Annotated in this window: 15 protein-coding genes; 11 read left to right on the top strand and 4 right to left on the bottom strand. The window is 61.3% G+C overall.

The window, feature by feature from the left end:
* The first annotated feature begins 86 nt into the window (after window positions 1-86).
* A complete protein-coding gene (locus AC02Y0_RS03840) occupies window positions 87-476 on the top strand; it encodes a globin domain-containing protein (RefSeq protein ID WP_476382541.1) in 390 nt (129 codons plus the stop codon).
* Window positions 477-490: 14 nt separating this feature from the next.
* Window positions 491-847 (top strand): DUF423 domain-containing protein, encoded by a 357-nt coding sequence (locus AC02Y0_RS03835; protein WP_476382539.1) that lies wholly within the window; start codon window positions 491-493, stop codon window positions 845-847.
* Between the two features lie 46 nt (window positions 848-893).
* On the opposite strand, the gene AC02Y0_RS03830 is transcribed toward AC02Y0_RS03835, so the two are convergent.
* Window positions 894-1,280, bottom strand: coding sequence for a VOC family protein (locus AC02Y0_RS03830; protein ID WP_476382537.1), 387 nt, complete (start codon window positions 1,278-1,280; stop codon window positions 894-896).
* A 309-nt stretch (window positions 1,281-1,589) separates the two neighbouring features.
* The gene (locus tag AC02Y0_RS03825) at window positions 1,590-1,985 is read right to left on the bottom strand and encodes a DUF2325 domain-containing protein (protein WP_476382535.1); all 396 of its coding nucleotides are present in this window, start codon (window positions 1,983-1,985) and stop codon (window positions 1,590-1,592) included.
* Between the two features lie 293 nt (window positions 1,986-2,278).
* Here AC02Y0_RS03825 and AC02Y0_RS03820 point away from each other — a divergent pair, with 293 nt between their 5' ends.
* From AC02Y0_RS03820 to AC02Y0_RS03810, 3 genes are all read left to right on the top strand, one after another.
* Window positions 2,279-3,640, top strand: a complete 1,362-nt coding sequence (locus tag AC02Y0_RS03820) for an NAD(P)-dependent oxidoreductase (protein WP_476382533.1) — start codon at window positions 2,279-2,281, stop codon at window positions 3,638-3,640.
* 26 nt (window positions 3,641-3,666) lie between these two features.
* Complete coding sequence (gene preA / locus AC02Y0_RS03815; RefSeq protein WP_476382531.1) at window positions 3,667-4,980, top strand: NAD-dependent dihydropyrimidine dehydrogenase subunit PreA; 1,314 nt, start codon at window positions 3,667-3,669, stop codon at window positions 4,978-4,980.
* 168 nt (window positions 4,981-5,148) lie between these two features.
* Complete coding sequence (locus tag AC02Y0_RS03810; RefSeq protein ID WP_476382529.1) at window positions 5,149-7,836, top strand: bifunctional diguanylate cyclase/phosphodiesterase; 2,688 nt, start codon at window positions 5,149-5,151, stop codon at window positions 7,834-7,836.
* A 6-nt stretch (window positions 7,837-7,842) separates the two neighbouring features.
* Here the strand turns inward: AC02Y0_RS03810 and AC02Y0_RS03805 are convergent, their stop codons facing one another.
* Entirely contained in the window at window positions 7,843-8,475 is a 633-nt protein-coding gene (locus AC02Y0_RS03805) for an exopolysaccharide biosynthesis protein (protein ID WP_444556460.1), read from the bottom strand.
* 148 nt (window positions 8,476-8,623) lie between these two features.
* Between AC02Y0_RS03805 and AC02Y0_RS03800 the strand changes: the two genes are divergently transcribed.
* The gene (locus tag AC02Y0_RS03800; RefSeq protein ID WP_476382527.1) at window positions 8,624-9,565 is read left to right on the top strand and encodes a DMT family transporter; all 942 of its coding nucleotides are present in this window, start codon (window positions 8,624-8,626) and stop codon (window positions 9,563-9,565) included.
* Here AC02Y0_RS03800 and AC02Y0_RS03795 read toward each other — a convergent pair.
* Window positions 9,555-10,220: a TetR family transcriptional regulator C-terminal domain-containing protein gene (locus tag AC02Y0_RS03795; RefSeq protein WP_476382525.1), complete on the bottom strand. Its 666-nt coding sequence runs from the start codon at window positions 10,218-10,220 to the stop codon at window positions 9,555-9,557. The genes AC02Y0_RS03800 and AC02Y0_RS03795 overlap by 11 nt on opposite strands.
* Before the next feature lie 288 nt (window positions 10,221-10,508).
* On the opposite strand from AC02Y0_RS03795, the gene AC02Y0_RS03790 reads away from it, so the two are divergent.
* From AC02Y0_RS03790 to AC02Y0_RS03770, 5 genes are all read left to right on the top strand, one after another.
* Window positions 10,509-11,762 (top strand): Zn-dependent hydrolase, encoded by a 1,254-nt coding sequence (locus tag AC02Y0_RS03790; RefSeq protein ID WP_476382523.1) that lies wholly within the window; start codon window positions 10,509-10,511, stop codon window positions 11,760-11,762.
* Between the two features lie 38 nt (window positions 11,763-11,800).
* Window positions 11,801-12,013, top strand: a complete 213-nt coding sequence (locus tag AC02Y0_RS03785) for an antitoxin MazE-like protein (RefSeq protein WP_476382521.1) — start codon at window positions 11,801-11,803, stop codon at window positions 12,011-12,013.
* Window positions 12,010-12,360 carry a type II toxin-antitoxin system PemK/MazF family toxin gene (locus AC02Y0_RS03780; protein WP_476382519.1) on the top strand — a complete coding sequence of 117 codons (351 nt, stop codon included), beginning with the start codon at window positions 12,010-12,012 and terminating at the stop codon, window positions 12,358-12,360. The genes AC02Y0_RS03785 and AC02Y0_RS03780 overlap by 4 nt, the downstream gene beginning before the upstream one ends.
* 25 nt (window positions 12,361-12,385) lie before the next feature.
* Complete coding sequence (gene hydA, locus AC02Y0_RS03775) at window positions 12,386-13,843, top strand: dihydropyrimidinase (protein ID WP_476382518.1); 1,458 nt, start codon at window positions 12,386-12,388, stop codon at window positions 13,841-13,843.
* A gap of 68 nt (window positions 13,844-13,911) precedes the next feature.
* Entirely contained in the window at window positions 13,912-14,313 is a 402-nt protein-coding gene (locus tag AC02Y0_RS03770) for a hypothetical protein (RefSeq protein ID WP_476382516.1), read from the top strand.
* The last annotated feature ends 1 nt before the right edge of the window (window position 14,314 follow it).

Genomic DNA, 14,314 nt, shown 5'->3' with positions numbered 1-14,314 from the left:
CGACTGCGCCGGATTGCCACGGAAGTCCCTACCCCGTTGCAACACGCCGTCGAAAGCGCGAAAAGACCTCACTCGAGGACGACAGCATGAGCGATGAGACGATTACCCTTTATGAAGCGATCGGTGGCGATGCGACCGTGAAGGCGCTGACGCGCCGCTTCTACGAACTGATGGACACGCTGCCCGAGGCGGCACATTGCCGTGCTGTCCATCCACCGGATCTCACCGGCAGCGAAGAGAAGTTCTACGACTACCTGACGGGCTATCTGGGTGGCCCACCGATCTACATGCAGAAGCGCGGCCATCCGATGCTCAGGCGTCGCCATTTCGTCGCCGAGATCGGTCCGGTCGAGCGGGACGAATGGTTGCTCTGCTTCCGCCGTGCGCTGGACGAGACCGTCGAGCATCCCAAACTTCGGGAGATCATCTGGCCGCCGATCGAGAAGCTCGCCTACCATATGCAGAACAAGGAGTGAGCCGGATGGCCATCATGCGCGACACCAGATGGGCAGCCGTAGCATCTGGACTGATCGGAGCAGCAGGCGTCGGCCTTGCGGCCGCAGCAAGTCATGCCGGCGGCGAGGCCTTGCTGCGCCCGGCCTCGACCATATGCCTCGCCCATGCGCCGGCTCTGGTAGCATTGGCGCTTGCGGGCGACAGGATCCGGCTCGCGGGTCTCGTTGCGTTGGGAATGTCGGTTGGAACTTTGCTGTTTGCCGGCGATCTCGTCGCCCGGCATTTCCTCGGCACCGGCCTGTTTCCGATGGCAGCCCCGACAGGTGGCATGACGCTCATCGCATCATGGCTTGTGCTTGCCATCGGCGCTCTCTTGCCGCCGCGAAGCTGAGGCTCCACTGGAAGTCCAGCGGGCCTCGCTAACTCAGCGAAAAGACTCAGTGAGCGAGGGCGGCGGAGCCCATGCCCGAGAACATCAGCAGATTGCCGTGCGGGTCACGCACGTGGAAGCGGATGTCTTCACCCTGGGCGTCGGACGGGCGGATTGCCTCGATCCCACGGTCACAGAAATCGCGATAGATCTCGGTCGGCGTATCAGCCCGGAAGAACACCGAGCTGTTCTGGCACTGCATCGGGTCGTCGCTCAGCCAGAAATGCAGCTCCATCCCGCCACGCCGAACGACCAGATAGTCGAGGCAGTCGAGACCGATTTCTTCGAAGCCGAGATATTCGACATAGAAGTTGCGGGTTTCTGACAAGTTGAGGGAAGGCAGGATAGGCACGGCGTTGAGGATCGTCTTCGCAACCGGTTGCTGAGCGTTCATGCGGAAAGTTCCTCTGCTTCCCGAATGAGAATGGCTGACGAAACGACTACGACCTGGCGTTGGCGTTCCGCTGCCACCTTGGCGCGGGAAATTCGATGATAAGGGCGGGGGCCCGGTTCACAGCTGCGTACATGGTAGCCGATTTGCGTTCGTGCAAGCCCGGCAAAGTGACGATTTCGCAATTCGTCACTTCACTTTCCTGCGAGCGTTGCAAGATTGCCTCGGCAAGCTCCGGAAGGAGCCCCTCGCCGCGCTGTCGTGCAAGCTCCTGAAAAGCACTCATGCCACCCGTTTCGAAACCGTCTCTGCTCATACGTCCGTATTCCTTTCATTCAGCGTCTGCAGCGCGCGCTCGAGACTGGATTTCGAGCCATTTCGCAGCGGAATGAAAGTCTTACCGAACTTCTTACAACCGCTCTTCACGCGCAAACACGCATCGTGACTGATACAGTCGATAGGGCAGAAGACGCAGTCGACGGAGGGTAGCACCGTGTCGATTCGCGATACCGCTTCCCGTAAACCCCCATCATGGTGAATAAGTTCCGCACCAAAATTACTGGCGATCTGCCGGAGATGCGCGACCTGGCAATCCCGCCCGCCGACATAGAGAAAGCTGCGCACTTCTGCTTGCGTCTTCGGCGTCGTTGCAACCGAGGAGGCCTCCGCTCCCGGCTTCTTGCCCGCCTGCTTTTTCTTCTTCGCCATGCTGTCCCGTCTCCCAGAAAATCGATCGGAGGCCGCGATGGTCACGCCGCCTGAGTTGAAGCCATACAAAACATGACAATTCGAGTAAAGTATATAGTTGAAGCTCACACTCATGTTTTTTTCACCGTTCATTTCGAGGCGGGTGTCGGGAGGACCCGGGATTGATGAAGGTCAACTATCCAGCATTCTCAAGGCTTGCGGCGCCCAGAATCCATTTTTTTTACCGTTTGATAAAAGTTTGAACCTGCGTTACGCTTCCCTGCATCGCTTCGAATATAAAAGAGGGAACTGCGATGCGAAGACTGGAACCAGGCCTGAAGGCCGGGCGGCTTGACGCTGCCGATTATGCGAAGAATTTCTCCGACCTGCATCCCCGCCTCGGCGGCCATGAGGCCCTTGTCGCCTCCGACAGATGTTACTTCTGTCACGACGCGCCCTGCATGACGGCCTGTCCCACCGCCATCGATATCCCGATGTTCATCCGGCAGATATCGACTGGCAATCCGCTCGGCGCCGCCAAGACCATCTTCGACCAGAACATCCTCGGCGGCATGTGCGCCCGCGTCTGTCCGACCGAAACGCTCTGCGAGGAGGCCTGTGTGCGCAACACGGCCGAAGAGCGCCCGGTCGAAATCGGCCGCCTGCAACGTTACGCCACCGACATCGCGATCGAAGAAGGCCGCCAGTTCTATTCCCCGGCAGCCTCTAGCGGCAAAACGGTCGGTATCGTTGGCGCAGGCCCTGCCGGCCTCGCAGCAGCCCATCGGCTGGCCATGCACGGCCACCAGGTGACGATCTACGAAGCCCGCGAGAAGGCCGGCGGCCTCAACGAATACGGCATCGCCGCCTACAAGACGCCCAACGACTTCGCCCAGAAGGAAGTCGACTACATCCTGTCACTCGGCAATATCGACGTGCTGGACGGCCAGGAAATGGGCATGGACTTCAAGCTTGCCGATCTCCAGGCCAAGCACGACGCCGTCTTCATCGGTGCCGGCCTCGGCAACGTCAACGGCCTCAACATCCCCGGCGCCCAGATCAATGGCGTGACGGGTGCCGTAGACTTCATCGAAAGGCTGCGCCAGGCGGATGACAAGGCCGACGTGCCGGTCGGCCGCGACGTCGTCGTCATCGGCGGTGGCATGACAGCGATCGATGCTGCCGTTCAGGCGAAGCTTCTCGGCGCCGAGAACGTCACCATCTGCTATCGCCGCGGCAAGGAACACATGAACGCCTCGGAATTCGAGCAGGATCTCGCGACCTCCAAGGGCGTCAACATCCGCCACTGGCTGCAGCCGAAGGAAGTTGCCCATCACAGTGGCCACTGTTCTGCGATCAACTTCGAATACACCCACCTCGAAAACGGCATAATGAAAGGCACCGGCCACACGACCGAGATCAAGGCTGACCAGATCCTGGTCGCCATCGGCCAGAAGCTCGACGCTCAGGGTCTAGACGGCCTCAAGATCGAAGGTGGCAAGATCGCCATCGACGCCGAGGGTCGCACGTCGCTTCCCGGCGTCTGGGCCGGCGGCGACTGCGCCTTCGGAGGCCAGGACCTGACGGTGTCTGCCGTCGCCATGGGCCGCGACGCGGCCGAAAGCATCAACCGCTCTCTCGCCGTCATGACGGCGGGCGCATCCGCAGTCGCATGACGCACCGCTCAGAGAGGATTTGAACAATGGCTGATCTCAGAAATAACTTCGTCGGCATCAAGTCGCCCAACCCCTTCTGGCTGGCCTCTGCCCCGCCGACAGACAAGGCCTACAATGTCGAGCGCGCCTTCAAGGCCGGCTGGGGCGGCGTCGTCTGGAAGACGCTGGGCTCCGAGGGGCCGCCCGTCGTCAATGTCAACGGCCCGCGCTACGGCGCGATCTGGGGCGCTGACCGCCGCCTCCTCGGCTTGAACAACATCGAGCTGATCACCGACCGTCCTCTCCAGATCAACCTGCAGGAGATGAAGCAGGTCAAGATGAACTGGCCGGACCGGGCGCTCGTCGCCTCGATCATGGTGCCGTGCGTCGAGGAGGAGTGGAAGGCGATCCTGCCGCTCGTCGAGGAAACCGGTGCAGACGGCATCGAGCTCAACTTCGGCTGTCCGCACGGCATGTCGGAGCGCGGCATGGGCGCCGCCGTCGGCCAGGTGCCCGAATATATCGAAATGGTCGTGCGCTGGTGCAAGCAGTATTCCCGCATGCCCGTCATCACCAAGCTGACGCCGAATATCGCCGACATCCGCAAGCCCGCGCGTGCGGCCAAGGCCGGTGGCACGGATGCGGTCTCGCTGATCAACACGATCAACTCGATCGTCTCGGTTGATCTCGACAGCTTTGCCCCCTCGCCCACCGTCGGCGGCAAGGGTACCCATGGCGGCTATTGCGGCCCGGCGGTAAAGCCGATCGCGCTCAACATGGTCGCCGAGATCGCCCGCGATCCGGAAACCTACGGCCTGCCGATCTCCGGCATCGGTGGCGTCACGACCTGGCGCGATGCGGCTGAATTCCTGGCGCTCGGTGCCGGCAATGTGCAGGTCTGCACCGCAGCCATGACCTACGGCTTCAAGATCGTCCAGGAGATGATCTCCGGCCTCAACGACTGGATGGATGCCAAGGGCCATGCCAGCCTCGACGACATCTGCGGCCGCGCAGTGCCGAACGTTACCGACTGGCAGTATCTGAACCTCAACTACATCGCCAAGGCCCATATCGACCAGGACGCCTGCATCAAATGCGGCCGCTGCCACATCGCCTGCGAGGATACCTCGCACCAGGCGATCACCAGCATGGTCGATGGCGTCAGGCATTTCGAGGTGATGGAAGACGAATGCGTCGGCTGCAATCTTTGCGTCAACGTCTGTCCCGTCGAGAACTGCATCACCATGGTCGAACTGCCGACCGGCGCCCTCGACCAGCGCACCGGCCGGCCCGTTGATCCGAACTATGCCAACTGGACGACTCATCCGAACAATCCGATGGCCGTTCAGGCTGCGGAATAACGTCTGGCAAGCAAATCCGGCCCGCAAGCGGGCCGGATACCTTTGCGCCCAATAAATCTCCAACATATCGTCAACCGATTCAGAAATTGTTCAGCGCTATACTCCACGATCGCCCCCGTCGGCCGTGCCTCCGTTGGCTTCGAGCCAGGCAGACCAGGCAAGGAGACCATGGCTAGCAAGAAAAAGAGTGCAGATGGCGTTTCTTCTCTGAGGTCGCGCCTTCAGATTCTGATTCCCAGCGTGATCGTCCTGACAGGCATCGCATTATCGGCATTCTATGCAGACCTGCAGCAGCAGCGCCTGAGCCGCGAAGCAGCACGCAACACGGTCGAAGAGAGCCTCGGCCTGATCCGCACGAAGCTCGAAGCCAACATCAATGCCAACATCAAGCTTCTGCAGGGCATGGTGGCTGTCATCGGCACCGAACCCCACGTGACGCAGCCGCGATTTGAATCGCTGGCGACGAAACTGATGGCGATCCCTTCACAGATCACCAACATTGCAGCCGCACCCAACCTCATAACCACCTTCGTTTACCCCTATGAGGAGAACAAGGGCTTCATCGGCCGCTGGGTAGTGCCACCGCCCAATGGCGAGGCCGCCGCCCGGCAATTGCGAGAAGAGGGCAAGACCATCATTCGGGGTCCCCTCCCCCTCAACAATGGCGACATGGGGCTGATCATCACGCTCCCGGTCACCATGACCAACGACGTCGGCCAGAGCGTCTTCTGGGGTGGCCTTGCAGGCATTGTCGATGTCGCCCGCCTTTATGACGACAGCGGACTGCGCTCACCGGACCTGCCGCTTTCGCTCGCTATCACCAATCAGAACGAAACCAGATCCTCGGTGATCTACGGCGATGGCCATATTCTGAAAGACGATCCCGTCTCCATGGTGGTCAATTTCGGGACCCAGCACTGGCTTCTCTCGGCGATCCCGAAAGAGGGCTGGCAGGGCGTCAGCAGTCAGAGCTTCCCCATTCGCACCATGATCTTCGTCATGGCAGCGTTGATGGCCGGAAGCGTCATCTGGGTAGCACAGCTCATGCGCGAACGGCAGCGCAATTATGCCGCCTTGCGCCAGCGCGAAGAACAGTTGTCCGCAATGTCAAACCGCTTGGGTCTGGCACTGGAGGCCTCCACCATCGGCATCTGGGAACTCGACTTCGCCACCGGAAATATCCGGTGGGACGAGCGCATGTATCAACTCTACGGGCTCCCGCCTGACGTCGACGCCTGCTACGAGGTCTGGAAATCGCGTGTCCATCCCGATGATATCGGCCCTTCGGACGAAGCGCTTGATGATGCGATTGCCTCAGACAAGACCTACGAGACCCAGTTCCGCATTTTCCGCGACAATGGCGAAATCCGCCATATACGCGCTGTCGGTACGATTTTCCGGGATTCGGACGGGAAGATCAGCGTGCTTGGCGTCAACTGGGATGTCAGCGCTGACGTAACCCTGCAGGAGCAACTGGGCCGCGCCCAGAAAGAGACGGCACAGCGCAACGAGGAACTGGAATCGGCGCGGCAGCGGATGGAGTACAACTCCCTGCATGACGCCCTGACCGGACTGCCCAACCGCCGCTATCTCGACCAGCGTCTCGAAGAACTCGTCCTGGAAAGCAACACGTCCGGAGAGCGCCTGACTGTGCTCCACATGGACCTAGACCGCTTTAAGGAAATCAATGACACCCTCGGCCATGGTGCCGGCGACGCCATCCTACGCCATGTGGCACACGAACTGCGAAACCTGGTCAAGCCCGGCGACTTTGTAGCCCGCATCGGCGGCGACGAATTCCTGATCGCCTGCAAAGGCTGCACCCTGGACCAGGATCATGACGTCGTCGGGCGCAAACTCATCACCGCCGTGAACACGCCGATCGTCTATGAGGGCCATGAGTGCCGCGTGGGAGCGTCCATCGGCATCGCCGACAAGACCGAGCGCGACTTGTCGGCAGAGCAGTTGCTAGTGAATGCCGACATTGCCCTCTACGAGGCCAAGCGACGCGGCCGCAATCGCGTTGAGCGCTTCAACGACCAGCTCCGCGCCCGCACCATCAACATCAAGCACACCGCAGACGCCATTCTCCGCTCGCTCGGGGATGACGACTTCATCGCCTGGTACCAGCCGCAATTTGACGCCCACACGCTCGCGATCAACGGTGTGGAAGCGCTAGCCCGCTGGCGTCACCCGAAGAAGGGCATTCTGCCGCCCGCTGCCTTCCTCGAAATCGCCGAAAGCCTCAACGTCGTCGCCCAGATCGATGCAAGCATCCTCGACCAGGCGCTGTTTCAGCTGGCCCGCTGGCGCGCCGCCAATCTCGATATCGAGCATGTGTCGGTGAACATCTCCGCCCAGCGCCTGTTCGACGATCGCCTCATCAGCCATCTGGACACACTATCGCTGAAGCCGGGGAGCCTGTCCTTCGAACTGCTCGAATCGATTTCGTTTGATGACAAGGTAGACGCAGTCGCTGAAAGCCTGGAGCGCATCCGCGCCCATGGCATCTCCGTCGAGATCGACGATTTCGGCACCGGCTATGCCTCGATCCTGTCCTTGATCAAGCTCTCACCCAGCCGCCTGAAGATCGACCGGCAGCTGGTGGCCCCGATCGTCGACAACCCCGCGCAGCGCCGCCTGATCAGCTCGATCGTCGATATCGGCCGATCCTTCGGCGTCGGCATCGTGGCGGAAGGCGTCGAGACCATGGAACATGCCGCGATCCTGCGGGATCTCGGCTGCCATACGCTGCAGGGTTATGCCCTTGCCCGGCCGATGAGCGCCGACGCATTGATGGACTTCGCGCGCAAACACGCGGGCGAACGCGAAACCCTCTGGCAGCGGACGGCCTGAAACCCGTCAGCCTAGCAGGCTGTTTCCGGCAGCATAAGCCGCCCAGGCAAGACCGCCAAAATAGAGAAGCGTCAGCACCACCAGCAGATGCCCCGCCAGCACGACGCCGCCGTCGCGCTGCGAAATGCCCGTCGAGAGCAGCAGGATCGCGACACCGGGCAGCGTGTTGGAAAACGGAATGAAGCTCAACGGCATCATCAACAGCACGCCGGCAAAAGTCAGCACGAGGCCGTTGATCCGGCTGACGAGGCCACCCGTCGTCAGACCCAGCAGACGTGGACGGACATAGCGGTCGACCTTGCGCAGGATCGTGAGTCCGCGCTCCAGCACCGGCACGAGCTTGCTGCGCTCGAGCTTGCGATCCGCGAGCTTGGACGGCAGCCAGGGGAATCGATTGAATGTGACGGCAATGCCGATCAGCACGATCCCGGCGCCGAATACGGTCGAGACACCCGGGATGGAAACCGGCACGAGAAACGGCAGGGACAGGAGACCGCAGAGCAGGAGAAGCCCGCTTTCGCCCATCTTCTCAAGGATCTGGCGGAGCGTGATATGCTCCTCATCCATGGAACGAATCACGTCCTCCAGCACAGCACTTGTGCTCTTGTCCGTGTCGGTGAAGCCGATCATCGTTGTCATCAGGTCCGCTTTCGATTAACTGCCGTGGCAAGATCTGTGAAGGGCCATGCCGAGCGGCACGACCACCCGCCGCAGATGAAGGAGAATACCGGCCCGGTCAAGTCACGCCCCCTAAGGACGGTCGAGGTCGGTCCTCATAAGGCAGATCATGACAGACCAAGCAGAGCCCGCCGCGTCCCCCGTCAATCGCCACACGATCCACGCCACGGGGCGCGAGAAGCTGAAGGCCCATGCGGCCATGCTGCTCTTTGCCGCCCTGATCGCGGGATCCTTCTCCTTCGGCGGCATGGCAGCCCAGCATCTGGAGGCAGGACCCCTCACCCTCTGGCGCTACCTGATGACCATGGTGGTCATGGGCATCATGACCTTCGGCATCCTGCGCATCCCCTTCGCCAAACCGCAGCGCGTATGGCGCTATGCGCTGCTGGGCGGCCTGATCGCCATCTACATGCTGACGATGTTTGCAGCGCTCGAATTCACGAGCCCGGTGCAGACAGGCGCCGTCTTCACCCTGATGCCGCTGATCTCAGCCGGATTTGCGCTCCTCTTCATCGGCCAGAAGACACGTCCCGACGTGCTGGCTGCCTTGGTGATCGCCGCCCTCGGCGCGATCTGGGTAATCTTTCGCGCCGATATCGGCGCCATCCTCTCCTTCGATGTCGGTCGCGGAGAGCTCATCTATTTCGTCGGCGTGATCTGCCACGGCGCCTATGTGCCGCTCATCCGGCGATTCGGCCTCGGCGAAAACCCGGTCGCCTTCGGCTTCTGGGTCGTGGTCTTCACTATACCCTGGCTGCTACCGACCGGCGCGATCCCGCTGGCCGAAACGGACTTCGTCAACCTGCCCGGCACCGTCTGGGCGACGATCGCCTATCTCTCGATCGTGACGACCGCGATCACCTTCATGCTGCTGCAATACGCATCCATGCGCCTGCCCGCCCCCAAGGTGCTCGGCTACGGCTACCTGACGCCGACCTTCATCATCCTGCTGGAAGGCATGCTTGGCCATGGCTGGGCAAGCCCCGCCGTCTTCATCGGAGCGCTGGTCACGGCGGCCGGCCTGCTGGTAATGGGACTGCTCAGGGACTGACGACAGAACTGCTTGCCGGCTTGACGATCAGGCCGCTGACGAAAAGACCTTCGAGGAAACGCGCCGCCTCTTCGAAGCGGTCCGCCCCGTCGCGGCCGCTTCCGAGCACAGCCTTCACCTGGACGTCGAAATCCGCATAATGCTGGGTCGTCGACCAGATCGAGAAGATCATGTGATGCGGATCGCAATCGCGCACCTTGCCCGACGCGATCCAGACACGAATGACTTCCGCCTTCTCGTCGACCAGTTCCTTGAGCGGGCCATCGAGCACGCCCGCGATATGCGGCGCCCCCTGCAGGATCTCGTTGGCAAAGAGCCGACTTTCGCGCGGAAACTCCCGCGCCATCTCCAGCTTGCGCCGGATGTAGGAGCGGATCTCCTCCTCCGGATCACCCTCGGCATCGAATGCCTGTAGGGGCTCGAGCCAGTTCTCCAGCACCCGGTCGATCAGCGCCCGGTGCATGGCCTCCTTTGTGCGGAAATAATAGAGCAGGTTCGGCTTCGACATGCCGGCGACCTCGGCGATCTGGTCGATCGTCGAGCCATGGAATCCCCGCTGCGAGAACACCTCCAGCGCCGCCTCCAGGATGAGCTCCTCCTTCTCCTCCTGGATCCGCGTCCGCCTCTGGGTTTGCGCCGCTCTCGGTATCGCCATCTTAGAGTTGTTCCCTGCCTAAGATACTGAACTCGCTCAGCAATATTGAAGCCCAAAAACTGGGCATCTGCTTTAATTTTTGTCGCAGAATTTTGCCGATTTCGTCTTGAGTGCCGTGATGGAAGTTGTAATGTTTTACCAGTCGGTCAAATTATTGGACAGATGTCAAATAAAGGCAACTGCCGATACGACAGCGGAAAAGACAAAGACAAGCCGCTGTCGCTGACCCCGGGAACATGGGGAACGGGCGGAAGATCCGGATCCCCGAAAAACAGGTGAGGATCTGCAATGACGGCGCAACCCGGCACGAACCTTCGCGTGAACGGCGATCGGCTGTGGGACATGCTCATGGACATGGCGAAGATTGGCCCCGGCGTGGCGGGTGGCAACAATCGTCAGACCCTGACCGACGAGGATGCCGAAGGCCGCCGCCTCTTCAAGCGCTGGTGCGAGGATGCGGGGCTCACCATGGGCGTCGACACCATGGGCAACATGTTCATGACCCGCGCCGGCACCGATCCGGATGCCCTGCCCGTCTATATCGGCAGCCACCTCGACACCCAGCCGACCGGCGGCAAATATGACGGCGTGCTCGGCGTGCTCGCCGGTCTGGAAGTCGTGCGCTCAATGAACGACCTCAACATCAAGACCAAACACCCCATCGTCGTCACCAACTGGACCAACGAGGAAGGCGCCCGCTTTGCGCCTGCCATGCTCGCCTCCGGCGTCTTTGCTGGCATGCTGACCCAGGATTACGCCTATGGCCGCAAGGACATGGACGGCAAGACCTTTGGCGATGAGCTGAAGCGCATCGGCTGGGTCGGCGACGAAAAGGTCGGCGCCCGAAAGATGCATGCCTATTTCGAATACCACATCGAACAAGGCCCAATCCTCGAAGCCGAAGAGAAGCAGATCGGCGTCGTCACCCACTGTCAGGGTCTGTGGTGGCTGGAATTCACCCTGACCGGCAAGGAAGCCCATACCGGCTCCACCCCGATGAACCTGCGCGTCAATGCCGGCCTTGCCATGGCCCGGATCATGGAAATGGTCCAGGAGGTCGCAATGAGCGAACAGCCCGGCGCCGTCGGCGGTGTCGGCCAGGTGAAGTTTTCGCCCAATTCCCGCAACGTCCTGCCCGGCACAGTCGTCTTCACCGTCGACATCCGCACGCCAGAGCAGGCAAAGCTCGACCGCATGCGGGCCACGATCGAGGCGAAGGCCGCCGAGATCTGTTCAGCGCTCGGCGTCGGCTGTGCGGTAGAGGCCGTCGGCCATTTCGATCCGGTGACCTTCGACCCGAAACTCGTCGCCTCCGTCCGCAAGGCCGCCGAAGACCTCGGTTATTCCCACATGAACATCATCTCCGGCGCCGGCCACGACGCCTGCTGGGCCGCCAAGGTCGCGCCCTCAACCATGATCATGTGCCCTTGTGTCGGTGGCTTGAGCCATAACGAGGCCGAGGAGATTTCCAAGGAATGGGCATCTGCCGGCTGCGACGTGCTGCTACGGGCAGTTCTGGAGACGGCGGAGATTGTGGGGTAGGATCGAGACTTGCGAGCAGTCCTAAACGGGAGCGAACCATGGGACGACCAAGGGAATTGTCACAGGAAGAGCGGGCTGACCTGCTGAGGCGTGGCTATCGCCCGATTGAGATTTGGGTGCCGGACATGTCCAGCGAGACATCTCGGGCGGAAGCAGCAAGACAGACCAGAGCTGCGGTAGAGGCCGATCGCCGCGCAGGCATTGAGGAACTGATTGGCGAAGACATAGCTGAAGACTGGGATAAGCCGTGAGGTTTGCGCGCGGTGACATGGTGACGGCCGCCTTCCAAGGCGATCTGGGCAAACCGAGGCCTGCAGTGATCGTTCAAGCCGACCACTACATCGAACACCACGTTACGCTGCTGCTCTGTCCACTATCGACATTTCTCTCGGATGCGGCGGATTTTCGCCCGACGCTAGAGCCATCGAAAGCCAATGGCCTGAAGGAACGATCCCAAAATATGGCTGACAAAATCACCCATTTGAAGAAGGCGGCAATACGCCAGGTTATCGGCCATCTGAGCGAGGATGAAATGACGCTGCTGGAGACGGCGATCATCAACATCACCGGCTTGCAGCAATTCAGAGCGCAGTCTTGAGAACAACAAACGAGGGAGAGAGCATATGACCACCACAGTCATCAAGGGCGGCACCATCGTCACCGCCGATCTGACCTACAAGGCTGACGTCAAGATCGAGGGCGGCGTGATCGTCGAGATCGGACCGAACCTTTCCGGCGACACCGTGCTGGATGCGGCGGGCTGTTATGTCATGCCTGGTGGTATCGATCCGCATGTGCATCTCGAAATGCCCTTCATGGGCACCTATTCCGCCGACGACTTCGAAAGCGGCACCCGCGCCGGCCTCTCCGGCGGCACGACCATGGTCGTGGACTTCTGCCTGCCCGGCCCTGACCAGTCGCTGCTCGAAGCCTTGCAGATGTGGGACAACAAGACCTCCCGCGCCACGGCTGACTATTCCTTCCACATGGCGATCACCGGCTGGAACGAGCGCGTCTTCGACGAGATGAAGACCGTCGTGCAGGACAGGGGCATCAACACCTTCAAGCACTTCATGGCCTACAAGGGCGCGCTGATGGTGAACGACGACGAGATGTTCGCCTCCTTCCAACGCTGCGCCGAACTCGGCGCGCTGCCGATGGTGCATGCCGAGAACGGCGACGTCGTCGCCTCGATGACGGCAAAGCTCTTGGCCGAAGGCAATAACGGTCCGGAGGCCCATGCCTATTCCCGTCCGCCTGAAGTCGAAGGCGAAGCGACCAACCGCGCCATCATGCTGGCCGACATGGCCGGTGTTCCGCTCTATGTCGTGCACACCTCCTGCGAACAGGCGCATGAAGCCATCCGCCGCGCCCGGCAGAAAGGCATGCGCGTCTATGGCGAGCCGCTGATCCAGCACCTGACGCTCGACGAGAGCGAATATTTCAACAAGGACTGGGACCACGCCGCCCGCCGCGTCATGTCGCCCCCCTTCCGCAACAAGCAGCACCAGGATTCACTTTGGGCCGGTCTGCAGTCGGGCTCGCTCTCGGTCGTTGCCACCGACCACTGCGCTTTCACCAGCGAACAGAAGCGCTTCGGCGTCGGCAACTTCGCCAAGATCCCGAACGGCACCGGTGGCCTTGAAGACCGCATGCCGATGCTTTGGACTTATGGCGTTGCGACCGGCCGCCTGACGATGAATGAATTCGTCGCGGTCACTTCGACCAACATCGCCAAGATCCTCAACATCTACCCGAAGAAGGGTGCCGTCCTCGTCGGCGCCGATGCCGACCTCGTGGTCTGGGATCCCAAGCGCTCCAAGACCATCTCCGCCAAGACCCAGCAATCGTCGATCGACTACAATGTCTTCGAAGGCAAGGAAGTGACCGGCCTGCCGCGCTACACGCTGACCCGCGGTTATGTCGCGATCGAGGAGAGCGCTGTGAAGACCCGTGAGGGCCACGGCAAGTTCGTCAAGCGCGAGCCCTTCCCCGCCGTTTCCAAGGCGCTGTCGACCTGGAAGGAACTGGTCGCCCCGCGCAAGGTGGAACGCACGGGCATTCCGGCTACGGGGGTGTGAGCGTGAGGCCAGCGAAGAAGACATGGCTGCTGAGGAGTGCCCGCTTCGGGGCTGGCTATGCGGCGGCCGTGTTTGTCGGCGTCATGGGCATCTGGGCCACCATGGAGGTCGAAGATGCTTTCACTTACGGCCGCCTGCCGCACTTCATCTCGATGTTTCCGCGCCCCATTCTTCAAGCACTTCAGCTGACCCTCGAGATCCTGCCGGTTGCCTTGTTGCTCGCTGCCCCCTTCACCTTGCTGGCGACCTGGGTGCTGCTGCGAATGCGTTGGAACCGCTGGTGGCATTTCGCCATCGCGGGTGCCGCCTGCCCCCTTTCCGGCATCGCTCTTTTGCAACTGGCAACCTGGGGCCGATTCTTCAATCAGAACTCGGCATCAATGGCCCTGTCACTGGTCCCGACAGGTATGATTTGCGCGATCATCTACTGGCTGATCGCCCTGTCCCGAACAGAAGGGCTGGCGAGATGAA

This window comes from Allorhizobium sp. nf9_anc, from assembly GCF_056323085.1.
The sequence above is the reverse complement of the archived record's forward strand: the minus strand, read 5'-3'. Positions and strand labels throughout refer to the sequence as shown.